This is a genomic window from Maribacter stanieri, from assembly GCF_900112245.1.
Lineage (GTDB): Bacteria > Bacteroidota > Bacteroidia > Flavobacteriales > Flavobacteriaceae > Maribacter > Maribacter stanieri.
This window is the reverse complement of sequence record NZ_FOYX01000005.1, coordinates 63341-89123: the sequence shown is the minus strand read 5'-3', so window position 1 is coordinate 89123 and position 25783 is coordinate 63341. Positions and strand designations below refer to the sequence as shown.

Genomic DNA, 25783 nt, shown 5'->3' with positions numbered 1-25783 from the left:
ATTTTTATTAGATTAAATACCAATTTCAGTAGATTCAATCTGTGCGCCACAGAATTTTACAATGTAAACTTTTACTAAAATTTTCGACTAACTTGTCATATAAAAATAGATAAAAATGAAAACTGTATTACATAAATCTGATACCAGAGGTCATGCTGATCATGGTTGGTTAAATTCATACCATAGTTTTAGTTTCGCAAACTATCACGATGCTGAACGAATGAATTTCGGAGTATTAAGAGTACTAAATGATGACACGGTAGCTGCCGGGAGAGGATTTGGCACACACCCTCATAGCAACATGGAAATTATTTCAATTCCGTTAGAGGGTGACCTTCAACATATGGACGATATAGGCAACTCAACAGTTATTAAAGCTGGTGATGTTCAGGTTATGAGTGCAGGTACCGGTGTTTCCCACAGCGAGTATAACAAGAATAAAGATCAGCCAGTTAAATTTTTACAGATTTGGATTATTCCTAACAAAGAAAATGTTACTCCGCGCTATGATCAAATCTCAATTAATGATATTGCAACGAAAAATAGTTTGTATCAAATTCTTTCTCCAAACCAGGATGATTCCGGTGTGTGGATTCATCAAAATGCCTGGTTTCATCTTGGTGAATACGAATCTGAAACAACAGATTCATACACTTTAAAAAAGAAAGGCAACGGAGTCTACATATTTGTTTTGGAAGGAGAATTTGAATTGGAAAATCAAAAACTAAGCAAACGTGACGGATTAGGAATTTGGGATATCGATACTATTAATTTTAAAACGAATGGCAATTCGAAAATATTAGTAATGGAGGTTCCTATGAGCTTTTAATTAGTAAATTGTTTAAATGAAGATTCAAGTTTAAAAAGACATCAAAAAAAGGTGTCTTTTTAATTTTTAATACCACTACTTTCTTATATTTAAGTAAAATATGATAACGTTAAAAACTCCCCCAATTCTTCATATTTTACTTTTTGAGATTTAATATAAATACGCACTCATTTAACCTTCCAAAAAATAACATATATTAAAAAAAATAGTTTGTCTGAACATATAACGACATCAATAAAAAAACCTTTGAAGAGTAGTAAATTCTTAGATGAATTTGGTTTAATAACCATTATATCTTCAATTTTTACATTTGCAGTATTTATATACGCCCTAATTTTTCATTCTTATATAGAGCAAATACTGTCATTTGTTGTTGCCCTAGGTTTCGGTATTGGTTTTATTTTAAATCGCTTAGGTTATCATAAAGCTACCAGAATTTACATGACCTTGTTTCCCCCAGTCATGTTCATGAGTTTGATATTTTTAATTGGCGGTTTTTTTGGTCAAGCTGTGGCCTTTGCCACAATGGGGTTTTTAGCATATATAGGGTATCGTAGAAACCCTAGGTTACGAAACCTAATTATAACTTTTGATATTCTTGCATTTATTATCCCTACCATTTACATTTCTATTCATGAACCCATTTTGGGTACTATTGATGTACCATTTGATGAAGTTTTTGCCTTCTTAGCCTGCTTGGGTTGGTTATCACTAACGTTTAGAATATATGATGAGAATAAGACCAAAACGTATACTACAGATTTAGAAAATCATATTACAGCATTAAAAGAGAGTGAACTAAATTTAAAAAAAGCTCAAGATGACCTAAAATTTCAAAACAATAGGTTGGCTGTTTTAAATAATGAGTTAAAATTAAAGAATACCCATATTGAGGAATTCACTTTTATTGTAACCCATGATTTAAGAGGTCCTTTAAATAACATTAATGTCATTGCCAAAGAATTAGAAAAACAATATCAAGCTAGTAATTATGCCAATTTTGATAGCTATCTAAAACATTTACAAGGCAGTTCTACTAGATTAACAAATTTAGTTGAAGGACTTTTAAAGTATGCTGAAATTGGAAATTCCAGCGGAATGGAAAACGTAAATATTACTGAGATAATTCAACTTGCTTTAGATGATCTTTCTGAAAGAATTAAAGAAACCAATGCTACCATTCATTTAGGCGAAATGCCAGTACTTACGGCAAGACCTAACGATATACGCATGTTGTTCCAGAACTTAATTCACAATGCGTTAAAATTTAAAACTTCCGACAAAGCACCCGTAATCACCATTTCTTCTAAAAAAAAGTCTAATGAGTATTTATTTAGTGTTGCAGATAATGGTATTGGAATTCCAAAAGAACATAAAGACAATATATTTAATGCGTTTCATAAATTACATAACCAGTCTAAATTTGAGGGATCGGGTATCGGACTTTATGGAAGCAAGAAAATAATAGATCATCATCTTGGTAAGATATGGGTTGTATCAGAAGAGAATGTTGGTAGCACCTTTTACTTTACTATACATGATAATTTATTAGAATCTAGTTAAAAATAGGAGCATTTTTTAAAAAAAATTTAACCAAATTATAATTCGATGAAGAAATTAATTACAATGTTAATATTGTTCTTTATGTGTATTGGTTATTCCCAAGACCCACCTTTGAAACTTGGTGTTGCAGGTCTTACCCATGGTCATGTTGGATGGATTTTAAGTAGAGAGGTTCAGTCAGATATCAATATGGTCGGTATTGTTGAAACCAATACAGAACTAGCAAAAAGACTTTCTGAAGAATTTGGTTTTTCAATGGATATCGTTTTTAATTCTATGGATGAAATGATAAAAGCCGTAAAACCAGACGCCATAGCAGCATTTGGCAATATTAAAGATCATTTAATTATAGTTCAAGGAGCTGCACCAAAAGGTATTCATGTAATGGTTGAAAAACCATTGGCTACTACATTAGAAGATGCTCTTAAAATTAACAATCTCGCTAAAAAACATAATATTCAAGTATTAACAAATTATGAAACCTCTTGGTACGAAACTAATGTTAAGGCCAACAGTTTATTAGAACAAGGGACTATTGGAGAATTAAGAAAAGTAATTATTAGAGATGGTCATAAAGGTCCAAAAAAAATTGGCGTTTCAAATGAATTCTTAGAATGGTTAACAGACCCTGAATTAAATGGTGGTGGTGCCATTACAGATTTTGGTTGTTACGGAGCTAATTTAATGACTTGGATTACCAAGGGACAAATTCCTAATACTGTTACCGCGGTCACACAACAACTACAACCAGAAAACAACCCTAATGTTGATGATGACGCCACTATTATTTTAACCTATGACAATAAAATGGCAATTTTAGAACCTTCTTGGAATTGGCCAATAGGAAGAAAAGACATGGAACTTTATGGCACAAAAGGCGCTGTTTATTCTGACAATCCTACGCAATTAAGATTAAGATTATCAAAAGGATATAGTGACTATACAGAAGAAACATTTCTTTTACCGGAACGTGACAAACCATATGATGATCCTTTTTCCGTTTTTGCAAATGTCATCAATGGCAATCTTATTTTAGAACCTTTTAATGTATACTCATTAGAAAATAACCTTATAACCATGCAAATTCTACAAGCGGCTATTAACAGTGCCAAAAGTGGAACTACCATAAAACTAGAAACTAATTAAACCTAAATAACTACACTTTGTATTATGAAAAATTTACTCACCACCCTATTTCTAATTATTTTTCTCAATGGATACTCTCAAACTTCAATTATTGGTTTTACTCCAGAGAATACCAATAAACAATTACAGCTAGAAAAAAGCTTTGAAGAAAAATTAAACGCAACAAATCTTGATACTTGGATGCAAAAAATGGCTGCAGAACCTCATTGGGTTGGTACCAAATTTGGAGAAGAGAATGCAAAATGGATTAAAAATCAATTTGAATCTTGGGGTTATGATGCAAAAATAGAAACCTACCAAATTCTATTTCCTTATCCAACAGAAAGGGTTTTAGAATTAACAGGACCTACGCAATACAAAGCCAAATTAACGGCAGTACCTGTAGAAGGCGACCCTTTTACAGCACAAGGTGATGCATTGCTACCTAGCTATAACGCATTCTCTATTGACGGGGATGTAGAGGCTGAATTGGTCTTTGTTAATTACGGAATACCGAAAGATTACGAAAAATTAGAAAAGCTTGGCATTAGCGTAAAAGGTAAAATAGTTATTGCTAAATATCAAGGCTCATGGCGAGGTATAAAACCGAAACTAGCCGCCGAAAAAGGAGCTATTGGTTGTATCATCTACTCTGACCCAGAAGATGATGGGTATGGCCAAGGTGATGTTTATCCAAAAGGTGCCTACAAGAATAAAACTGGGGTACAGCGTGGTTCGGTTATGGATATGCCTACATATCCTGGAGATGTATTAACTCCTGGATACGGAGCTACAAAAGACGCTAAAAGATTAGATAGAAAAGATGCCCCGACGATTACAAAAATTCCTGTACTACCAATTTCTTACGAAGATGCACTTCCGCTTTTATCAGCTTTAGATGGTACTGTTGCACCAGAATCTTGGCGAGGTGGATTGCCAATTACATATCATATTGGTCCTGGACCAGCAAAGGTTCTTTTAAAACTTACATTCGATTGGAAACTGGTACCTGCCCATAATGTTATTGCAACCCTAAAAGGAACAGAATTTCCTGATCAGTGGGTAATGCGTGGTAATCATCATGATGCATGGGTACATGGTGCCAATGACCCAATTAGTGGAATGGTCGCCCTTATGGAAGAAGCAAGAGCTATTGGCGAACTTGCAAAAAAAGGTCAAAAACCAAAGCGTACCTTGGTATTTTGTGCTTGGGATGCCGAAGAACCAGGATTAATTGGATCTACAGAATGGGTTGAAGACCATAAAAAAGAACTTCAAGAAAAAGTAGTTGCATATATTAACACCGACGGTAACGGACGTGGCTTTTTAGGTGCTGGCGGATCGCACTCTTTACAAGCTATGGTAAGCGAAGTGGCAAGCACTGTTGTTGACCCACAAACTAATGTCTCTGTTAAAGAACGTAGAATTGCAGCGAATATGGTTAATGGTGGCGATGACTCTTTTAAATTATATGCATTGGGCTCTGGATCAGATTACACTCCGTTTATTCAACATGCCGGTATTGCTGCTTTAAACCTAGGTTTTGGCGGTGAAAATGGAGGTGGTGAATATCACACTATTTATGATACTTACCCACATTACAAAAGATTTAAGGATCCAGAATTTGCTTATGGTGTTGCTTTAGCAAATACTGCCGGTCTTATTACCCTACGTTTAGCAAATGCTGATGTTATTCCTTTAAACTTCTCGCAATGGAAATCTACTGTTTCAAATTACCTTACAGAAATTATCGATGAGACTGAAAGTATGCGAAAAGAGGTATTGAAGCATAATAAAATGATTGATTTAAATACATATCAATTAGCAGCAGATCCAACCAAAAAGGTTAAAACTCCGACGAAAAAAGAACTTATACCTTATATTGATTTTTCACCTTTACAAAATGAACTTGTAGCACTTGAAGCTACTATTACCGAGTTTGAAAAAATTAATACAACTACTCTTTCAAAAAAATCTATTGATGATTTAAACAAGAGTTTAATGAAAGCGGAACAAATGCTTACCTCTGAAAAAGGATTACCACGTAGACCATGGTTTAAACACCAAATTTATGCTCCTGGTTTTTATACCGGTTACGGCGTAAAAACTTTACCTGGGATAAGAGAGGCTATCGAACAAAAAAATTGGGTAGAGGCACAAGAACAAATTGAAATCTTGACAACAACATTTAAAAATTTCAATACGTATATTAAAGACGTAACTAAAAATTTAAAATAATTATTATGGACTCAAATTATATAAAAGTGTTCGGTGGCAATAGCATAGTTGCACATCGCATAGAACTGGCATTAAAAGAGAATAACATAGAACCAATTCTTAAAGATGAAACAGAATCCGCACGTCTTGCAGGTTTTGGCACTCCTTTACCAGAGTTAGTAGAAATCTATGTTCATAAAGATCAAGAAGAAAAAGCATTAGCTTTAATTAATGAGCTAAGTTAAAATCAATAAAAAAGCCTCCAATAATGGAGGCTTTTTTTATACGTATTCTATAATACTACCCTTTACTCAGTGGTGTAATTTCTAGTTTTCTAAATTCTACAGGACCATGATCTCCTTGAATCATAATAGGTCCAGCTGCTGCCTCATTATTATCTAAAGCACCACCTGTCATAGAATCTATATTTTGGTTTGAAATAATCGTTTTACCATTAGCTACAATTGTAACACGTCTACCAATTAAAGTAATATCAAATGTTTGCCACTCCCCTGCTTTCATGGCTACATTTTCATTTGGTGTTAATAGACCATAAATTCCACCAAAGTAAATTGAAGATGCATCTAAGCCAATGTTATCAGCTATTTGCACCTCATAACGTCCTCTTAAATATAGACCACTATTACTACCTTCTGGATATCTAAACTCTGCATGTAATTGAAAATCTTTAAACTTTTCTTCAGAGATTAAATTAACACCAGGTTTTTCGCTTGTAAGTAAGCCATCTTTTACCGCCCATTGGTTATTTGGTTTCATCTCCCAACCATTTAAATTCTTTCCGTTAAAGAGTGATATTGTTTTTCCCTTTTTAGCATTGCTATAATATGGAAGTTTAGGAGATTTTGTAGCTGTCCAATTATAGGTCTTGCCATCTACATAAATCATAGTTCCGGCTAAACCTTCGCCAACTATTTTTCCTTCAAATTCCATATTAGCAGCACCAGGCTCCCATTGTGGCGGAATTTCAAAAGAGAATAAATCTCCATGCTTTTCTATTTCCGCTACTGGTCTTGCACTTCCAAATGCGTATGTAAATCTTCCGATCAACGTGTTGGTACCTGAGTGTCTAATTTCTAACCAAGATGGTAGTTTTTCTCCTTCTTGATCAATGGTTAAATTCCATTTTCCTTCTAACGGGTGACCTTCTTGTGCTTTTAATGTGGTAAAACTAAAAGTCAACAGAAAGAAGAAAGCAACTGTTTTAATAGTATTCATATTATTTTAGGTTTGATAAGTAATCAAATATAAAAGAACTTTTAAATACAGCTTCCCAACATAGAACTAAATATTCTCAAATTCAAAAAAAAGACAAGCTTTACTTATGATGTTAGTAATTTAACTTGACATTAATTTCATTATTTATTAATTACATTATTTGCTACATTTAAACTTCAATTCAACCAATCAACAATGACATTTTTTAAAAAGCTTCTACTTGGGGCAATATGCCTTGTATTCTTGTGCACTTCTTGTATAAATAGAAATCCTACTGAAATTCCATTAACCATTCAACAAGATAGTACGGACCTTATTGAAATGGCAAAAAAAGCTAGAGAAACCATTACCGCAAAGGTAGCAGATGGTTTAGAATTAAGTCTTTGGGCTTCTGATTCTTTAGCGCCAGATCCAATAGCTATGGATATTGACAACGAAGGCAACGTCTACATTACACGTTCTAACAGAAATAAAAATTCAGAATTTGATATTCGTAGCCATAGAGATTGGATGACAGAATCAATAGCCCTAGAATCTGTGGAGGATAGACGTGCGTTTCTTCATAAAACCTTTGCTCCAGAACTTAGTAAGGAGAACGAATGGTTTCCAGATTTAAATAACGATAGTATTCATGATTGGCAAGACCTTACTGTTGAACAAGATGAAATTTGGATGATACAAGATTTGGATAAGGATGGTATAGCCGATGTTTCCACCCAAATCATGAATGACTTTAATGATGAAATCAATGATCAAGCTGGTGCGCTTTTAGTTAGGGACAATGATGTTTTTGTAGGTATTGGTCCAGGCATGTATCGGCTAACTGATACTAATGGTGATAAGATTTTAGATGAGAAGACCAGTATTGCTACTGGTTTTGCCGTGCATATTGGTTTCAGCGGTCATGGTATGTCTGGTGCTGTTGAAGGACCAGATGGTAAAATCTATTGGGGAATTGGAGATATTGGCGCAAATATTACTACGGTTGATGGTGAGAACCATAAATACCCAAATGAAGGCGTTATTGTTAGAAGTAACCCTGATGGGACTGATTTTGAAGTATTTGCACACGGACTAAGAAACACCCACGAGTTTGTTTTTGATGCCTACGGAAATATAATTTCTTCTGATAATGATGGTGACCATAAAGGAGAAAGTGAAAGATTAGTGCATATAGTTGAAGGTTCAGATGCAGGTTGGAGAGCTAATTGGCAGTATGGTAAATACACAGACCCAAAGAACAATGGCTACAATGTTTGGATGGATGAAAAGCTTTTTACACCTCGTTGGGATGGGCAGGCTGCATATATCATGCCACCTATACAGAATTTTCATAATGGTCCCACAGGTATGAGATATAACCCAGGTACTGCGCTAGGGACAAAATGGTTGAATAAATTCTTCTTGGTAGAATTTGTAGGTGACCCCAGTAGATCTCATATTTGGTCGTTCGATTTAAAGCCAAAAGGCGCCTCTTTTGAGCTTAATTCAGATGAATCTATTTTATCTGGAGTATTACCTACAGGTATAGATTTTGGACCTGATGGTGCTTTGTATCTTGCCGATTGGGTTAATGGATGGGGTAGCAAAAACTATGGTCGAGTATGGAAATTAGACGTTAATAAAGAAACCAATGACTTAGAACAAGAACGGTTGGAAACACAACGACTAATGACTCATGATTATGAAGATGATAAGACAGATAATTTAGTGAAATTATTATCATATGGCGATATGCGAATTCGCCAAAAAGCACAATTTGAACTTGCTAAAAGAACCTTTTGGGGTTATAGAGCCTTAGAAAAAGTTATAAAAGAAGATGAAAACCAATTTGCACGCATTCATGCCATTTGGGGTATTGGGCAAATAGCCGCAAATGATAAGGATGATGCTAAGCCACTTTTGAATTTATTACAAGACGATGACCCCGAAATTATAGCGCAAAGTGCAAAAGTTTTAGGAGATGTTAGATATGAGAAAGCTGCCGATAGTTTAATATCGCTTACTACTCATGAAAATGATAGGGTAAAGTTTTTTGCTGCACAGGCACTTGGGCGTATGAAGTATGAAAATGCGACCGAAGCATTAATAGCTATGATCGAAGCGAATAATGATCAGGATCTTTATTTAAGACATGCCGCAGTTTTAGCACTTTCAAGAATAGGAAATGCCGAACCACTTTTAGCTCTTTCCAATAGCGATAATAAAAGTTTGCGTATCGCAGCTGTTCTTGTTTTAAGAAAATTACAAGAGCCTAAAATCTCTGTATTCTTATCTGATGAAGATGAATACATTATTACTGAAACCGCTCGTGCAATCAATGATGACCTTTCTATTGCGGCTGCATTACCAGCATTAGCAGCAACGCTAAATAATGAAATATTAAAATCTGAACCCTTGTTACGTAGAGCTATTAATGCCGCATTACGCGTGGGTGGTGATGAGCAGTTAGATATGCTTATCAATTTTGCAAAAAGAACAAATGTGTCTAGTGATTTACGTGGGGAAGCTCTTGCTGCCTTAGGTACATGGAACAATCCTTCTCTTTTAGACCGTGTAGATGGTAGATACAGAGGCGAAATTTTAAGAGAGAACGGTCAGTTAGAAGAGAAAATTAAAAAAGATATTCCTTCATTTCTTAAAGAGCGCCAACCTGAAATGTTAATAGGTATTTCTAAAACTATAAGCGCAGTTGGTATTAACTCTTATAATGATGAGCTATTTTATATTTTTAAGTCGAATAGATCACCTGAAGTAAGAGCTGCTGTTTTAACTGCCTTAAGTCAATTAAAATATAATAGAATGGAAAGCGCCATGTCTATTGGCATGCAAGATAAAAATGAAGAAGTAAGAACTGCAGCAGTAGGCCTTTTAGGTCAACTGAACTTACCGAAAGAAAAATTACCTGCAATTGTTGACCCTATATTTAAAAAAGGGTCTATCTCTGAGCAACAAAGAATGTTAAACGTCTTAGGTGATTTACCTGACGCAAATAGCAACGCCATACTTACGAGCCTAATTGATAAAGCCAGTAAAAATCAATTAAAACAAGGTATTTTACTTGATTTAATGGAATCTGTAAATGCGACTGAAAATCCTGCATTAATTGCACAATTAGACAAATTGAACAAGGCAGGCTATTCTGCCGATTCGTTTCAAGAAACACTTTACGGAGGTAACTGGTGGACAGGTAGATCTGTTTTTAACAATAATCCTACAGCGCAATGTGTTCGTTGTCATTCCGTAAATGGTGCTGGTGGAGAAGTTGGTCCGGCATTAGATAATATAGCTAATGTTTTAAGTAGAGAACAATTGTTAGAGGCACTTATAGAACCAAGTGTAAGATTAGCACCAGGCTATGGCACCGTTACGTTGACATTGAATGACGGGCAGAAAGTGCAAGGTGTTTTAATTGAAGAAAACAATACACAATTATTACTTAGAACATCTGAAGCTGAACCTTTAAAAATTCCTTTAAAAAGAATTTCAAGAAGAGAAAACTCCATGTCTGCAATGCCCGCCATGGGTCGTATGATCTCTAGAAGAGAACTCCGTGACCTTATGGAATATCTTTCGTCTTTAAAAAATAAAGAGCGAATTATTGAAGGGGAAGATAAAGAAGTATAAATTATAATGAGGAAAGTTCTGCTTTCCTCTTATAAAATTCGTTCATTAAATCTTTTATAATCTCACCAGCTGGTTTTATGTCATGTATCAAAGCAGATACCTGACCAATTTCTAGCTCACCATCTTCTAAATCACCTAAGAACATGCCTTTTTTGGCACGACCTCGACCCAATAACATCTTCAATTCTTCGGTAGTTGCGCCTTCAGCATATGCTTTTTGAACTTCTTGATAGAACTTATTCTTGATTAAACGAACAGGAGCCAATTCCTTTAATGTTAATTGAGTATCCCCTTCTTTGGCATTGACCACAACTTCTTTAAACTTGATATGGTTTGATGCTTCTTCACTTGCTACAAACCTACTTCCCACCTGCACTCCGTCAGCTCCTAAGACCATTGCCGCTAACATTGCTTTTCCAGTGGCAATACCACCTGCGGCAATTAACGGAATAGTAATCTGTTCTCGTACTGCAGGAATTAAAACTAGGGTAGTAGTTTCATCCCGCCCATTATGTCCACCAGCTTCAAATCCTTCAGCAACAATAGCATCTACACCAGCCTCTTGTGCTTTCAATGCAAACTTTAGGCTACTGACCACATGAACTACCGTAATTCCTTTTTCTTTTAGAAACAATGTCCAAGTCTTTGGATTTCCTGCAGAAGTAAAAACAATCTTTACCCCTTCTTCTAAGATAATATCCATCAATTTATCAATATCTGGATACAACATTGGTACATTGACGGCAAATGGTTTTTGTGTCGCTCGTTTGCATTTTTGAATATGTTCTCTCAATACATCTGGATACATACTACCAGAACCAATAACACCCAAACCTCCAGCATTAGAGACGGCACTAGCTAATCGCCAACCGCTGGTCCATACCATTCCTCCTTGTATTATAGGAAATTCTATTTTGAAGAGCTCGGTAATTCTATTTTGCATAAGAGATATTTAAGACTGTCATTCTTAAGGTGTCTATTCACCTAAAAAAAGATACCTCTAATTTAAGAAATTACGCCCGAACCAATAAGATCATCTTCTAAATACCAAGCTACAAACTGACCTTCGGTAATTGCAGATTGCATCTCTTTAAAATCAACATACATACCACCTTCAACCCTATAAATTGTTGCTTCTTGTAATTCTTGACGGTATCTAATTCTTGCTTTTACTGCTAACTTTTCATCAATTTTCAATGCCAAATCTTGACGTACCCAATGTATTTCATCATCGTTTACAAATAATGTACGTCTGTACAATCCGGGGTGCGCTTTACCTTGACCGGTATAAATGATATTTTCGTTAACATCAGTATCTATTACAAACAATGGTTCTTTAGTACCTCCTACATGCAACCCTTTACGTTGCCCTTTGGTGAAATAATGTGCACCTTGATGTTCACCAACAACTTTACCATCAGTTAAATGATAAACTGGTTTCTCTGCATAAAACTCTAATTCAGACTTTTTATCTGAAAAATTGGGTGTTTCTCTGTCATATGTGTCAAAAGCTGCAGGCACCTCTACTATTTTACCCGTTCTAGGTTTTAACTGCTGTTGTAAAAATTCTGGCAATCTAACCTTACCTATAAAACACAAACCTTGTGAATCTTTTTTATCTGCAGTAATTAAATTCATTTTCGCAGCAATTTCCCTTACCTGTGGCTTGGTCAAATCCCCTATTGGGAACAAAGTTTTTGATAATTGCTCCTGCGATAATTGACATAAAAAGTAAGATTGATCTTTATTTCCATCCTTACCTGCCAGTAATTGATAAGTCTCTGTACCGTCAGAATTTTGTAAAGTTCCTTTTCTACAATAATGACCTGTAGCTACATAATCTGCACCTAACTGCATTGCAATTTTCATAAAGACATCAAACTTTATCTCTCTATTACATAGCACATCTGGGTTTGGGGTACGCCCCATTTCGTATTCCTTGAACATATAATCAACTATACGCTCTTTATATTCAGCACTTAAATCTACTGTTTGAAATGGAATACCCAATTTCTCAGCGACAATAAGTGCATCATTACTATCCTCTAACCACGGACATTCTTCTGATATCGTAACCGAATCATCGTGCCAATTCTTCATAAACAAGCCAATAACCTCATAACCTTGCTCTTTTAGCAAGTATGCCGCTACGCTTGAATCTACTCCTCCAGAAAGTCCTATTACTACTTTTTTCATCTCTTCTACTTCGTCGTAACAAAATTACAAAATTTCATTTCAGAAAGACTTTTTTATAAGTAACAAGATTCTTTATAAGATGTAACCATCTTCTCCTTAATAATTTGAATAAAATTCTAATCTACCTATTTAAATAATAAATTATTTGTTAAACTTTTCTAAAATAATTATAAACACTAAATAACATTAAACATCCAGAACATATTATAAAATCAATACTTTAAAGCCCATAAAACAATAATAAAATATAATTTTCCATAATTTTTTAACATATCATTAATTTTTTAAATTATTATTTTGTTTAGGTTTGATTAATAATTGTTAAACAATAAACCTATATAACATGAAAATTCTTGGTAAAATTCTAAAATCTACGGCATTAGTAATGCTACTTATCTTTGCTGCATCATGTAGCGATGATGACAACGAAAATCTTGTAATTATCGAAGATGACGATAATATTGTTGAAGCTGCTCAAAAAACAAGTTCTTTAAGTTCTTTAGTTGCCGCTCTATCGAAAGCTGATGAAAGTACAAATAACGACTTAATTACCGCTTTAAGTAGTGAAGGTCCTTTTACAGTATTAGCTCCAACAAATGAAGCCTTTACAGATTTATTAGCCCGTTTAGATGGATTTGATTCTTTAGACGATTTTAATAACGAACAGTTACAAGATTTGTTAGCAACTATTCTAACCTATCACGTTGTCTCTGGTACTGCAGTAAGTTCTAGTGAATTAACCGCAGGGCAATCTATTAATACACTACAGGGCGAAAACCTAACTGTAAGCTTAACAGATGGCGTAACCTTTACAGATGCTGCTGGAGAAATAGCCACGGTAACTACAGCTGATGTAGAAACAGAAAACGGCGTTGTACATATTATTGATAAAGTATTAATTCCACAAGCTGCTTTAGATGCATTAAGCAATGTATTATTAGTATCTATTACAGACTTAGCGGTTTCTGTACCCAGCCTAAGTATTTTGGTAGATGCATTGGTTGCAGCTGATGGAGACTTACCTACAGTACTAACAAATGATGGCCCTTTTACCGTATTTGCCCCAACAAATGATGCATTTGAAGCATTTTTAATGGCTAATGATTTTAATAGTCTGGATGACATCCCAACAGAGATACTTACACAAGTATTACTGAACCATGTAGTGGCTGGTACTAATTTATCTACGGATTTAAGCAGCGGTTATGTTTCTACACTTTCTACTGCAGGTGCAAACGATGCTAATCTAAGCATGTTCATTAATACAGAAGACGGTGTAACACTAAACGGAAATTCTACAGTTACCGCAGCGGATAATAAAGCAATAAATGGTGTAGTACATATAGTTGATGCCGTAATTGGACTTCCAAATATTGTAGATCATGCAATAGCTAATCCTAATTTGACATCTTTAGTTGGTGCATTGACTGCCGACAATAATACAACGTTCACTACTTTATTAACTGATTCAGAAACTGATTTCACCGTATTCGCTCCTTTGAACACAGCTTTTGAAAGTTTTACAAACCCTTCGGATAATGACCTAAATTCAATTTTAGCTAATCATGTTATATCTGGTGCAGCAGCTAATGCAGAAAGTCTTACAAATACATATTTCAATACTACAGCTATGAATGCTGATGGAGATAATTTAAGTATTTACGTAAACATTGATGATGGAGTTACTCTAAACGGAACAAGCACTGTAGTTGCTGCCGATATTATTGCAACTAACGGAATCATCCATGCTGTAAATACAGTAATTGATTTACCAACAGTAGTTACTTTCGCAACCGCAGATCCTAACTTTAGTTCACTTGTAGGAGCGTTGACAGCTGAAGGTCAACCAGATTTTGTTAGTGTTTTAAGTACGCCTAACGGTACTGACCCAGCACCTTTCACTGTATTTGCGCCTACTAACGGAGCATTTGCCAATTTAGCAGAAGTACCTAGTGGAGATGCTTTAACTGCTGTTTTAAATCATCATGTTATCGTAGGTGCTAATATCATGTCTGGAGATTTAAGCAACGGATTAATATCGCCTGCCACATTAGAAGGCGACACCTTAACTTTTACAATAGATGGTGATAACAATGTTACCATTACAGATGGTTCAGGCAATTCTGAAATTGGAATTATTGCTGTTGATGTTCAAGCTAATAATGGTGTTATACATGCCATTGACACAGTAATGATACCAGATACAACAAACTAATCTATACCTTTTATTTAAAACTCAAAGAGCCGCATAATGCGGCTCTTTTTACATTTTATATCGTTGTATTTTAAAAACTTGATAAGTAAAAGATTCATGCTAAATGTACATTATTGAATTTATCAAACTACATCCTAATAAATTTAATAACCATAAAATACCCTATGCTCAAACTCGTTTTATTTATGTCTAAAAATTGCTAACAACAGCATACACTCCTTTAACATACAATATGTCACCCTTGACAACTAACTTTTTATAGAACTTAAAATAAATCACATATTTACCATCCCAAATCTTACCAAACCAACCTTAATAAATGGTAAAAGCCCTTTCAAATTTGAAAGGGCTTTTCTTTTATATAATAATGTATAATTTTTAATTCTTTTTCTGCGCTTCTGCCTGTTCCATCATTTCACGCATTTTCTTTTGAAACTTGTTCTCTTTCTTAGGTTTCTTTTTATTCTCTTGTATCTGGGCATGAATTTTATCATTATCGAGAATAAAATTCTTTATGACGAGCATAATACCAATAGTAATGGTATTAGAAACAAAGTAATACAAACTTAAACCACTCGCATAATTATTGAAGAAAATCAACATCATAAATGGCATTAGGTACATGATAAATTTCATGTTAGGCATACCTGGTTGTGTTGGCATGTTTTGTCCTGTAGTCATCATCATATAGAAAAAGATTGCTATGGATGCCAAAATTGGAAACAAACTAACGTGATCTCCGTAAAACGGAATAGAGAATCCTTCAGGGAATTGATATATAGTATCAAAAGATGAAAGGTCATCTGCCCATAAAAATGATTTCTGACGTAATGCAAATGATGTTGGGAAGAACATGAACAATGCATAGAATATAGGCATTTGTATGACTGCAGGTATACAACCACTCATAGGACTTACACCAGCCTTACCATATAATTTCATGGTTTCTTGCTGCTTTTTCATAGCATTGTCTTTGTACTTCTCTCCTAACTCTGTAATCTCCGGCTTCAACACCTTCATTTTCGCTTGAGACAAGTAAGACTTATACGTAACCGGTGACATTGCTAAACGAACTAAAATTGTCATTATAATAATAGCAATACCATAAGGAAAATAAGTACTAATTAAAGAGTAGAAAGGTGTAAATACATAGCGGTTGATCCAACCAAATATTCCCCATCCAAAAGGAATGGAATCAACCAAACCTAAATCTTCATATTTGGATAATGTTTCAACATCTGTAGGACCAAAATACCAATGTAAATCTTTTACAATTTCACCACCTTCTAAATCTACTGGTAGTTTAGAAGCATATTCTTTTGTAAAACCAAAAGTTCTACTTTCTTCTTCCACTAAATTAACCGAAGTTAAATCGCCACTTTTAAATGGTTGATCAGCAGCTAGAATACTACTAAAGAAATGCTGTCTGTAAGAAATCCATTTTACATCTTCTTCCGTTTCTTCATCATCACTACCCTCTGACAGTTTACTAATTTTACCATCTTCATGATTATACGTTAAACGTGTATAACGATTTTCGTACTCAATACTTTTAGAATGACGAATACCCTTTAATTTCCAGTCTAATTGAACTGGCTTGCTAGAGCTTATTACATTATCCAATCCTTTAGATTTGATAGTAAAATCTACCAAATAATCATTTGGCTTCATCACATATTTATATTCTAAATATTGATTACTAGAAGTCTTAGCTTTTAATGACAATACTTGATTACCATTATCTTTTGTTATTGATGGCTCAAAAAATAAATCTTGAGTATTCAATACTCTATTATCAGATGTAGAAAAATCTAAACCAAATGAAGCATTACCATCTTTAATCAAATAAACAGGAACAGAATCATAAGTAACGAATTGTTTCATTTTCGCTTCTACAATCTGTCCACCTTTATTACTGATTTTCAATAAAAGAACTTCATTCTCTATAGTTGTTGTTGCATTAGAAGGTTTTGTAAAACCAAAAGCACCAAGTTTACCTTGGTAATTAGCAACTGCAGTTGAATCTTGTAAATCTAACTGAGGAACATCATTAATAACAGTTTCTGTTTCTGAATTTACTGATGCTTTTGCAGCCTCTACTTGTTCTTGCTTTGCCTTTTCTGCCTCCAACTCTTCTGGAGTAGGTTGATTTTGGTAAAACATGAAGATGAGTATTCCGAAAATAAGCACGAAGCCTATTATGGATTGTACATCAAATTTCTTTTCTTCCATGTGGTATTTCTAATTAATTGGGAATATTTGAATTTTTAAGAAAGCAAATATATGTCCAAATATGATGTTTATGCCATTGTGGCATTAGTTTGTCTCTTTTTGTACTCTAAAGCTGCCTTAACTAAGCCTACAAATAAAGGATGCGGATTAGCTACGGTACTTTTATACTCTGGATGATATTGTACGCCAATAAACCAAGGATGATCTTTTAACTCAACAATTTCAACCAAATTGGTTTCTTTATTCAAGCCTGTTGCATATAAGCCTGCATTTTCTAATTGCTCTAAATAAGCATTATTAAATTCATACCTATGACGATGACGCTCAGATATTTGAGAATCTCCATTATACATTTTCTTAACTAAGCTATCATCTTTTAATTCGCAGTCCCAAGCCCCTAAACGCATAGTACCTCCTTTATCGGTAATACTCTTTTGCTCTTCCATAATACTTATTACCGGATCAGGAGTCTTATCATCCATCTCGGTAGAGTTTGCTTGGGCAAGACCTAACACATTACGTGCATATTCTATTACCGCCATTTGCATACCTAAACAGATACCTAAAAAAGGAATATTATTAACACGGGCATATTCTACAGCTTTCACTTTACCTTCAATACCACGCTCACCAAAACCTGGAGCAACCAAAATAGCGTCTAAGCCTTTTAATTTATTTTCGTAATTATCGGCAGTTATATATTCTGAATGAACAGATTTTACATTCACCTTCACTTCATTAGAAGCCCCTGCATGTATAAATGCCTCTAAAATAGATTTGTATGAATCTTGAAGCTCCACATATTTACCTACCAAACCAATAGTAACTTCGTTCTTTGGGTTCTTGTGTCTTACCAAAAATTCGTTCCAGCGCGTTAAATCCGGTTCTACCGTATTTGGTAATGCCAATTTCTGCAATGTAACAGTATCAAGACCTTCTTCTTGCATTAACAATGGTACATCATAAATGGTAGATGCATCAATACTTTGTATAACAGCTTCTCGCTTAACATTACAGAAAAGCGCCAATTTATCCTTTATCTCGTTAGAAATTTCATGCTCTGTTCTGCATACTAGAATATCAGCTTTTATACCGCTTTCCATTAAAGTTTTTACAGAGTGTTGGGTTGGTTTTGTTTTCAATTCACCCGCTGCAGATAAATAAGGCACCAAGGTCAAATGAATAACAATTGCGTTATTATCACCTAACTCCCAAAGTAATTGACGAACCGCTTCTATATAAGGTAGCGACTCTATATCCCCTACAGTACCACCAATTTCGGTGATAATAATATCATATTCACCACTATTACCTAGCAACTGAACACGTTCTTTAATTTCGTTAGTTATATGGGGAACTACTTGTACCGTCTTACCTAAAAATTCTCCTCTACGCTCTTTTTCAATTACGCTTTGGTAAATTCTTCCGGTGGTAACATTATTAGCTTGTGAGGTTCTAACATTTAAAAAACGCTCATAATGACCAAGGTCTAAATCGGTTTCTGCACCATCATCCGTAACATAACATTCGCCATGCTCATAAGGGTTTAGTGTTCCTGGATCTACATTAATATAAGGGTCCAGCTTTTGAATGGTAGTTTTGTAGCCGCGAGATTGCAGTAATTTCGCCAAAGATGCAGCAATGATGCCTTTTCCTAATGATGAAGTAACGCCTCCCGTAACGAAGATGTATTTGGTTTGTGCCATGTATCGAATTCTATGTTACGGGACACAAAGTTACAAATTGAGGTTAGAACTTAAAGGGTTTACTTAGGAAAATGTTTTTGTATTTTTCGAATTATGGATTCTAGCCCATTTGTTCGGATTTCTAGCGCAGAACGCAACAAATCTCCTAATTTACCATCAGGAAATCCTTTTTGTTGAAACCATACTAAATAGTATTCTGGTAAATCTATCAAATATCTACCCTTATACTTACCGAACGGCATACGGTAATGGGCTAATTCTATCAACTTTTCCTTATCAGGTTTTATTTCCATTTTTAAAACTAAAAAAATTATCTTTAAGGAATCAACAACTCGATCAACATGAAAAGAAGAAATTTTATTGGAACCTCAGCAGCTGCTTCTGTGGGATTCTTAACTACTTCAGCTGCAATAGCGAACAATAGAAAAACCGATACTACAGCTAAATTAAAGTACAATATTAATCATAGTGTTTGTTATTGGTGCTATGGAACCATCCCTTTTGAAGATTTTTTAAAAAATTTAGTGGAACTTGATATTCGGTCTATTGATTTGGTAGGACCTGATGAATTTCCTCTTCTCAAAAAATATAACATTCACGCATCTATGTGCTGGGGTGCTGGCATGGGCATTGAAAAAGGATGGAACGACCTCTCTTTACATGAAGAGTTAATTGCAGATTACGAAAGAGTAATACCCTTAGTTGCCGAAGCCGGATATACTAATCTAATTTGTTTTAGTGGTAATAGAAATGGAATGGATGATTTAGTAGGGTTAAGAAATTGCGCCAAAGGACTAAGACAATTAATGCCATTAGCAGAAAAACACGGTGTAGTTCTACAAATGGAACTTTTAAATAGTAAAGTAAATCATAAGGACTATATGTGCGACACCTCTGAATGGGGTGTTTCTCTTTGTGAGACCATAGGTTCTGAAAACTTTAAATTACTATATGATATTTACCACATGCAAATTATGGAAGGTGATATTATAAGAAATATACAAGACTATCATCAATACTACGGGCACTACCATACAGGCGGTAACCCAGGTAGACATGAGATTGATGAAACTCAAGAAATTTTTTACCCTGCCGTAATGAAGGCTATCTTAAAAACTGGCTATACTGGGCACGTAGCTCAAGAATTTGTACCAAGTTGGGATGATAAATTAGCTGCATTAAAACAAGGGGTTACTATTTGTGATATTTAACACATGAGCATCTCTAAAATAAAAAAGCACCCCAATTAGAGGTACTTTTTTATTTATGGATTACTAAAAATTTTATTTTTTTAAAGCCGCCTCTATCTCTTTTACCCAACGTTCTTGAACAGGTAAGTTTCTAGAGTAATTGGTTTCTGAATCGTATTTATTTTGAAAATCATTCAGCTGGCGAATTGTTGCTTTATAGATTTTTTTAATCTCCTCTTTTATGTTTTTGGTAAATTTTGTCTCGGCTAATTGCTTACGCATTTTACGTGCGTAGAGCTCGGTAATATCAAAATGTAATTGCTCATGGAGTAAAGTAACCTCATTACACAACTTAGGTTTATACCAAGATTTTGTAGGATAAAAATAGGCATATACGTTATAATCAACCTTTAATTCATCATTTTCGTCATATGTAGAAAAGCGATATGTTATACCACTTGCTGTGGTTGCTGCCGCCCCAGATGTTATTGGCACATCGCCTTTAAAATCGTTCCAAGTAAATCTAAAATCAGGTTCCCAAGACACTACTTCTTGACACTGAACATATGGGATGGTCAGCGTTGCCAATAGAACTAGAATTAAATGCGCCTTTTTTATAAGTCCCAATTATAAGTGATTACTTTCTCTATATCTGGATGTAAACTATAGTGCACAGGACAAGTATTAGCAGTGTGCACTAAAATTTTTCTATTCTTATCTGATATTTCTTTTGGCAAATGTACCTCAACCTCAATTTTAGATATTCTTCTTGGAGAAGCTGCCATATGTTTGGTAACTGATGCTGTAGTGCCTTTTAAGTCCACTTCCAATCCGTTTGCCTTAATACCCATCATTGTTAACATACAACTAGCCAAACCTGTAGCTACCGTATCTGTAGGCGAGAATGCATGACCTAAACCATTATTATCTACTGGTGCATCTGTTACAAATGAATCATTAGATTTCAAATGAACACATTCTGTTCTTAACGCTCCGTTGTATGTAACTTTTGATGTCATGCTACTCTATTGTTTTAATTCTTAAATCATCCATCATCATTATATATGACGACTGATTATAGTATCCTGATACACCTTTTCTTTCGTAATTGAACTTATTACCGCTATACTCTGTTTCTCCTATAATTCTAGAAACGTCAACCAAATTGTTCTTATAAGCCAATTTTAACAACATATCATAAGTAAGATCAAAGCCTCTTACGGCATACTTATCTGGATCATCTCCAAAACGTGTTCTATAACGCTCAACAAAGGAATTATTAGACACTTGACGATTTACAGAAGGATACGTAAACTTCAAATTAGATAAATGTGTATTTGATATCACATCATTTTCAAAGGCAGAATTCATATCTGTTGTAAACATGCGAACATTAACCTTATCCTTACCCAATACAGGATCAAATGCTGTGTTATTGAAGGAATTTAAGATAGAAACAACACTGGAAATCAGCTTATAATTATCTGACTCTACAAAAACCCAATTTGCTACGTCATCTGAAAGTAAGGTTTGTAATTTATCTCTATTTATACCAATATTCTTTTCTTCTTCTTTTACTACAACCACTTTAGCTGTTGGAAAACGTTTAAGAATAGCATCTTTCTCTTTTTTGTTATCCTCATCTGCAATGATCAAAAGAGTTTCGTCTTTATGATTGGTTTCTACATAATCTAACATATGCTCCCACAACACCTCTTCATCGGTATATGAGAAGAATACATTATCTAGACTTATATCGCTTTTAGCAGGAACCGGAGCTACAACAGGTACATTAAACTTAGATGCTTGCACTGCCGTCTCTTTTAATGAAGCCATATCTAACGGACCAAAAACTGCACTATAACTACCTAACTGCTCTCCCTGTAATATTTGTTTAGTCTTCACCAAATCTAATTGGTTATCAAATGTTTTCACATCTATAGATACACCTAAAGATTTCATAGAATCTATAGCAATCAATGCTCCAGAATAAAGCCCTAAACTGTATTTTAAACTATTTCTATTATCAATAATTTTTTCGGTTTCCTCTTTATTGTTCAAGTCCAATTTATCTAACCTAAATGGCAACAGAAATAAGACTTTAGGAACAACTGCTACATTTATACTGTCTAATAAATTAACCTTATCCAATACCAGCGCATTTCTAACTTCAAAATCACCTACTTTGTCTTTTGGTAATTTAAGAACCATTCCCGCCTTTAAACCATCCTTTAAATCTGGATTCAACTGAACCAATTCTGCCCAAGTCATTCCAAATTTTCTAGTTAATCTAAATTCATTTTGCTTTGGTTTAACCTCGTAAAAGATGTAATTATCCGTATTTATTACTCCTGCTTCTACCTTTTGCTCCGGAATACGAATTACCATACCCTCTTTTAACCCACCACGTTCCGTGATTTCTGGATTAAGGCGTACTATTTCGTCTGACTTAACACCAAATTCTTTTTCTAAACGGTAGAAATTCATTTTGGCAGGTACGGTATATGAAGTAAACAATTGAGTTACTTGATTCTTTACAGTACTACCGGCAATTTTCGGCATCAACAATTCATAGCCTTCAGATAAATAATTATTGGACTTTGACAAACCAGGGTTTAATGCCAACATACTGTCTATAGTGATACCGTATTTATGAGCTATACTCCACCTTGTTTCCTTTGGCGCAACTATATACTTCTCAAAATTGTCTTCATTAATACCTACCTCTTCTAATTTTGGAGCTCTATATTTTGGTATACGCAAATCCATCTTCTTTTGAAGTGGAGAAGCATACAATGTAGGATTGTATTTTTTTAACTCATCTTCGGTAATATTATACATTTGTGTAATACCAAAAATTGTTTCTCTCTTCTTAACCCTATGTTCGGTAAAACCGATGGGCTCCCTATCTGCAACAGAATCTTGAATTACATTTTTACCAAGACCACTAGTAGAATTGGAAGGCTTTGCAGCAATCTTAGCTCCCGGAACTACCAAAATTGTATTAGCCCTTAAATCTTGCCCAGACTTTATTTCCTTATTGTATTGTAAAATGCTTGCCGTAGAAACGCCATACAGTTTAGAAATACTCTCTAAAGTCTCTCCTTTTTTAACTTCATGGGTATTGAATTTTTGAGCCATTGCAGTGCAAGAGACCAAAACACAAAATGCCCAAATGATGTAAACTTGATTAAATATATATTTCATACTATTCCCATTCTATTGTTGCTGGTGGCTTTGAACTTATATCATATACGACACGATTCACCCCAGGGACTTTATTAATAATATCATTTGATGTTTTTTGTAGAAACTCGTACGGTAAATTCACCCAATCCGCAGTCATACCATCGGTACTTTCTACAGCTCTAAGTGCTACACATTTCTCATATGTACGCTCGTCACCCATTACACCAACACTATTTACAGGTAATAACATAGCACCTGCCTGCCATACCTTATCATATAAATCCCACTTCTTTAAACCATCAATAAAAATTGCATCTACTTCTTGTAAAATAGCCACCTTCTCTGGGGTTATATCACCTAAAATACGAATAGCCAAACCTGGACCTGGAAATGGATGTCTACCCAACAAAGCTTTATCTATACCTAAGCTAGCTCCTACTCTTCTTACCTCATCTTTAAACAACATTTTTAATGGCTCCACTACTTTCAATTTCATGAAATCTGGTAAACCACCAACATTGTGATGACTCTTTATTGTTTGTGACGGACCACCAGTTGCAGAAACCGATTCTATAACATCTGGATAAATAGTACCCTGAGCCAACCATTTTGCATTTTCGACTAAATGAGATTCATCATCAAAAACTTCTATAAATACACGACCTATGGTTTTTCTTTTTGTTTCTGGATCACTCTCTCCTGCTAAATCATCCAAAAAACGTGCCGAAGCATCAACTCCTTTTACATTTAACCCCATACCCTCGTATTGTTTTAATACGTCAGCGTACTCATTCTTTCTTAAAAGACCATTATTTACGAAAATACAGTGAAGATTTTTTCCAATTGCCTTATGTAATAGAACAGCTGCCACAGAAGAATCTACTCCTCCAGACAATCCTAAAATCACCTTTTCATCGCCAATCTTTTCTTTTAACTCCGCTACTGTTTTATCTACAAAAGCATCAGGTGTCCAAGTTTGCTCCATTCCAGCAATATTCACCAAAAAGTTCTCTAAAACTTGTTTGCCATCTTTAGAATGATACACTTCCGGATGAAACTGTATCGCATAGGTTTCTTCACCTTCAAACTTAAAAGCAGCATTCTCTACGTCATGTGTGCTTGCCAACAACGTTGTGTTCTCTGGCAGATGCTTAATAGTATCGGCATGACTCATCCATACTTGGCTACCTGTGCTTACTTTATCAAAAAATGGTTCGTTTTCCTTAATAAAGCTAAGGTTAGCACGACCATATTCTCTTGTATTAGATTTTTCTACACTACCACCGTGAAAATGTGCCAAATACTGCGCGCCATAACAAACGCCTAATAATGGTTTTTTACCACGAATTTCAGACAAGTCTGGGTGAACGGCATCTTCACCTCTAACTGACAAAGGAGATCCAGAAAGGATTACCGCTGTATACTCAGAAAGGTCTTCAGGTAGTTTATTATAAGGTTTAATTTCAGAGAAAATATTAAGCTCACGTACGCGTCTTCCAATCAATTGGGTGTACTGTGAACCGAAATCTAGTATCAGGACTTTATTTTGCATGGGCAAAAATAGCAAATTGACCGTTCTTGAAAAGGATCTTTTGTTATATTTAGATTCGATTTAAATATTTTTTATGAAACACCTTAGTGCATTTATTTTTGGAGCGGCTATTATCATAGCTGCTTATTTTTTGGGCGACGCTTATATTCAAAGGGCAAACCCTCCACAAATGATATCCGTTACGGGCTTAGGTAACGAAAATTTTACCTCTGATCTAATTGTTTGGGAAGGTCAATTTTCTACTTCCAGTACAGTTCTTAAAACTGCTTTTGATCAACTAAACGGGGATAAAGAGATTGTTCGTCAATATTTAATCTCTAAAGGTATAGATTCAAACAGCATAATATTCAATAGTGTTCAGACCACTGAAATGCGCGACAACCAATATGAAAACGGTAATTATATAGGTAGCATATTTAGAGGTTACCAATTAATGCAGACTTTAAAAATAGAATCTGAAGACGTTGCTTTGATTGAAGGCGTATCTAGAGAAATAACAGAGCTATTAAATAAAGGTGTGCAATTTAACTCATCACCACCAAGATATTATTATACCAAATTAGCCGATTTAAAAATTGAAATGATTTCAAAAGCTACTGAAGATGCAAGAATACGCGCTGAAAAAATTGCAGAAAATGCAGGAAGTAATTTAGGCGACCTAGTATCTGCCAATATGGGGGTATTTCAAATAACAGGGCAAAATTCTGGTGAAGATTATAGCTGGGGTGGTGCTTACAATACCTCATCTAAAAACAAAACAGCATCAATTACCATGCGCTTAGAATATAAGATAAAGTGATAGTACTACTTTGATCAATATCATTTACTGATCTGGGAAAGAATAAATTAAGAATATATCTACTCCCTATATATTAGATAAACATATTAGATACAAAAGCCCGGTAA

Annotated in this window: 19 protein-coding genes; 9 read left to right on the top strand and 10 right to left on the bottom strand. The window is 34.7% G+C overall.

From position 1 onward, the window contains the following. The first annotated feature begins 115 nt into the window (after positions 1 to 115). The 5 genes from BM296_RS18300 to BM296_RS18280 all read left to right on the top strand — a co-directional run bounded on the left by BM296_RS18300 (position 116) and on the right by BM296_RS18280 (position 5979). Entirely contained in the window at positions 116 to 829 is a 714-nt protein-coding gene (locus tag BM296_RS18300; protein WP_091905459.1) for a pirin family protein, read from the top strand. 246 nt (positions 830 to 1075) lie between these two features. Then, complete coding sequence (locus tag BM296_RS18295; protein ID WP_091905456.1) at positions 1076 to 2392, top strand: sensor histidine kinase; 1317 nt, start codon at positions 1076 to 1078, stop codon at positions 2390 to 2392. Between the two features lie 45 nt (positions 2393 to 2437). Next, complete coding sequence (locus BM296_RS18290) at positions 2438 to 3538, top strand: Gfo/Idh/MocA family protein (RefSeq protein WP_091905453.1); 1101 nt, start codon at positions 2438 to 2440, stop codon at positions 3536 to 3538. Positions 3539 to 3562: 24 nt separating this feature from the next. Then, positions 3563 to 5755, top strand: coding sequence for a transferrin receptor-like dimerization domain-containing protein (locus BM296_RS18285; protein ID WP_091905450.1), 2193 nt, complete (start codon positions 3563 to 3565; stop codon positions 5753 to 5755). A 5-nt stretch (positions 5756 to 5760) separates the two neighbouring features. Next, positions 5761 to 5979: a putative signal transducing protein gene (locus BM296_RS18280; RefSeq protein WP_091905447.1), complete on the top strand. Its 219-nt coding sequence runs from the start codon at positions 5761 to 5763 to the stop codon at positions 5977 to 5979. Between the two features lie 55 nt (positions 5980 to 6034). On the opposite strand, the gene BM296_RS18275 is transcribed toward BM296_RS18280, so the two are convergent. Further along, positions 6035 to 6970 carry a 3-keto-disaccharide hydrolase gene (locus BM296_RS18275; RefSeq protein ID WP_027067778.1) on the bottom strand — a complete coding sequence of 312 codons (936 nt, stop codon included), beginning with the start codon at positions 6968 to 6970 and terminating at the stop codon, positions 6035 to 6037. A 195-nt stretch (positions 6971 to 7165) separates the two neighbouring features. Between BM296_RS18275 and BM296_RS18270 the strand changes: the two genes are divergently transcribed. Beyond that, positions 7166 to 10597 carry a HEAT repeat domain-containing protein gene (locus BM296_RS18270; RefSeq protein WP_091905444.1) on the top strand — a complete coding sequence of 1144 codons (3432 nt, stop codon included), beginning with the start codon at positions 7166 to 7168 and terminating at the stop codon, positions 10595 to 10597. Position 10598: 1 nt separating this feature from the next. Here the strand turns inward: BM296_RS18270 and BM296_RS18265 are convergent, their stop codons facing one another. Further along, positions 10599 to 11540: an NAD(P)H-dependent flavin oxidoreductase gene (locus tag BM296_RS18265; RefSeq protein ID WP_091905441.1), complete on the bottom strand. Its 942-nt coding sequence runs from the start codon at positions 11538 to 11540 to the stop codon at positions 10599 to 10601. Positions 11541 to 11602: 62 nt separating this feature from the next. Beyond that, positions 11603 to 12793 carry a tRNA 2-thiouridine(34) synthase MnmA gene (gene mnmA, locus BM296_RS18260; protein ID WP_091905439.1) on the bottom strand — a complete coding sequence of 397 codons (1191 nt, stop codon included), beginning with the start codon at positions 12791 to 12793 and terminating at the stop codon, positions 11603 to 11605. 343 nt (positions 12794 to 13136) lie between these two features. Here mnmA and BM296_RS18255 point away from each other — a divergent pair, with 343 nt between their 5' ends. Beyond that, positions 13137 to 15008, top strand: a complete 1872-nt coding sequence (locus BM296_RS18255) for a fasciclin domain-containing protein (protein ID WP_177214978.1) — start codon at positions 13137 to 13139, stop codon at positions 15006 to 15008. A 378-nt stretch (positions 15009 to 15386) separates the two neighbouring features. Here the strand turns inward: BM296_RS18255 and yidC are convergent, their stop codons facing one another. The 3 genes from yidC to BM296_RS18240 form a co-directional block, all read right to left on the bottom strand. Next, the gene (gene yidC, locus BM296_RS18250; protein WP_091905436.1) at positions 15387 to 17240 is read right to left on the bottom strand and encodes a membrane protein insertase YidC; all 1854 of its coding nucleotides are present in this window, start codon (positions 17238 to 17240) and stop codon (positions 15387 to 15389) included. A 68-nt stretch (positions 17241 to 17308) separates the two neighbouring features. Next, entirely contained in the window at positions 17309 to 18946 is a 1638-nt protein-coding gene (locus BM296_RS18245) for a CTP synthase (RefSeq protein ID WP_091905434.1), read from the bottom strand. Between the two features lie 59 nt (positions 18947 to 19005). After that, complete coding sequence (locus BM296_RS18240) at positions 19006 to 19239, bottom strand: DUF3820 family protein (protein ID WP_027067784.1); 234 nt, start codon at positions 19237 to 19239, stop codon at positions 19006 to 19008. A 48-nt stretch (positions 19240 to 19287) separates the two neighbouring features. On the opposite strand from BM296_RS18240, the gene BM296_RS18235 reads away from it, so the two are divergent. Further along, on the top strand, positions 19288 to 20157 hold the full coding sequence (locus BM296_RS18235; protein WP_091905431.1) for a hydroxypyruvate isomerase family protein: 870 nt from the start codon (positions 19288 to 19290) through the stop codon (positions 20155 to 20157). Positions 20158 to 20229: 72 nt separating this feature from the next. Here the strand turns inward: BM296_RS18235 and BM296_RS18230 are convergent, their stop codons facing one another. The 4 genes from BM296_RS18230 to guaA are packed head-to-tail and all read right to left on the bottom strand — an operon-like array spanning position 20230 to position 24877. Further along, the gene (locus tag BM296_RS18230; protein WP_245787051.1) at positions 20230 to 20763 is read right to left on the bottom strand and encodes a DUF922 domain-containing protein; all 534 of its coding nucleotides are present in this window, start codon (positions 20761 to 20763) and stop codon (positions 20230 to 20232) included. Continuing rightward, positions 20751 to 21155 (bottom strand): OsmC family protein, encoded by a 405-nt coding sequence (locus BM296_RS18225; RefSeq protein WP_027067787.1) that lies wholly within the window; start codon positions 21153 to 21155, stop codon positions 20751 to 20753. Before BM296_RS18225 ends, BM296_RS18230 begins: the two co-directional genes overlap by 13 nt. Position 21156: 1 nt before the next feature. Then, positions 21157 to 23343, bottom strand: a complete 2187-nt coding sequence (locus BM296_RS18220) for a PBP1 and LysM peptidoglycan-binding domain-containing protein (RefSeq protein WP_091905429.1) — start codon at positions 23341 to 23343, stop codon at positions 21157 to 21159. A gap of 1 nt (position 23344) precedes the next feature. Beyond that, a complete protein-coding gene (guaA, locus tag BM296_RS18215; protein ID WP_027067789.1) occupies positions 23345 to 24877 on the bottom strand; it encodes a glutamine-hydrolyzing GMP synthase in 1533 nt (510 codons plus the stop codon). Between the two features lie 73 nt (positions 24878 to 24950). Here guaA and BM296_RS18210 point away from each other — a divergent pair, with 73 nt between their 5' ends. After that, positions 24951 to 25676 (top strand): SIMPL domain-containing protein, encoded by a 726-nt coding sequence (locus BM296_RS18210; protein ID WP_091905423.1) that lies wholly within the window; start codon positions 24951 to 24953, stop codon positions 25674 to 25676. Positions 25677 to 25783: the final 107 nt, after the last annotated feature.

Coding starts and splice junctions, on each gene's coding strand:
- BM296_RS18275 (WP_027067778.1), bottom strand. CDS start 6,970: ATGAATACTATTAAAACAGTTGCTTTCTTCTTTCTGTTGACTTTTAGT.
- BM296_RS18270 (WP_091905444.1), top strand. CDS start 7,166: ATGACATTTTTTAAAAAGCTTCTACTTGGGGCAATATGCCTTGTATTC.
- BM296_RS18240 (WP_027067784.1), bottom strand. CDS start 19,239: ATGGAAATAAAACCTGATAAGGAAAAGTTGATAGAATTAGCCCATTAC.
- BM296_RS18235 (WP_091905431.1), top strand. CDS start 19,288: ATGAAAAGAAGAAATTTTATTGGAACCTCAGCAGCTGCTTCTGTGGGA.
- BM296_RS18285 (WP_091905450.1), top strand. CDS start 3,563: ATGAAAAATTTACTCACCACCCTATTTCTAATTATTTTTCTCAATGGA.
- BM296_RS18290 (WP_091905453.1), top strand. CDS start 2,438: ATGAAGAAATTAATTACAATGTTAATATTGTTCTTTATGTGTATTGGT.
- BM296_RS18300 (WP_091905459.1), top strand. CDS start 116: ATGAAAACTGTATTACATAAATCTGATACCAGAGGTCATGCTGATCAT.
- mnmA (WP_091905439.1), bottom strand. CDS start 12,793: ATGAAAAAAGTAGTAATAGGACTTTCTGGAGGAGTAGATTCAAGCGTA.
- yidC (WP_091905436.1), bottom strand. CDS start 17,240: ATGGAAGAAAAGAAATTTGATGTACAATCCATAATAGGCTTCGTGCTT.
- BM296_RS18245 (WP_091905434.1), bottom strand. CDS start 18,946: ATGGCACAAACCAAATACATCTTCGTTACGGGAGGCGTTACTTCATCA.
- BM296_RS18280 (WP_091905447.1), top strand. CDS start 5,761: ATGGACTCAAATTATATAAAAGTGTTCGGTGGCAATAGCATAGTTGCA.
- BM296_RS18265 (WP_091905441.1), bottom strand. CDS start 11,540: ATGCAAAATAGAATTACCGAGCTCTTCAAAATAGAATTTCCTATAATA.
- BM296_RS18220 (WP_091905429.1), bottom strand. CDS start 23,343: ATGAAATATATATTTAATCAAGTTTACATCATTTGGGCATTTTGTGTT.
- BM296_RS18210 (WP_091905423.1), top strand. CDS start 24,951: ATGAAACACCTTAGTGCATTTATTTTTGGAGCGGCTATTATCATAGCT.
- BM296_RS18225 (WP_027067787.1), bottom strand. CDS start 21,155: ATGACATCAAAAGTTACATACAACGGAGCGTTAAGAACAGAATGTGTT.
- guaA (WP_027067789.1), bottom strand. CDS start 24,877: ATGCAAAATAAAGTCCTGATACTAGATTTCGGTTCACAGTACACCCAA.
- BM296_RS18255 (WP_177214978.1), top strand. CDS start 13,137: ATGAAAATTCTTGGTAAAATTCTAAAATCTACGGCATTAGTAATGCTA.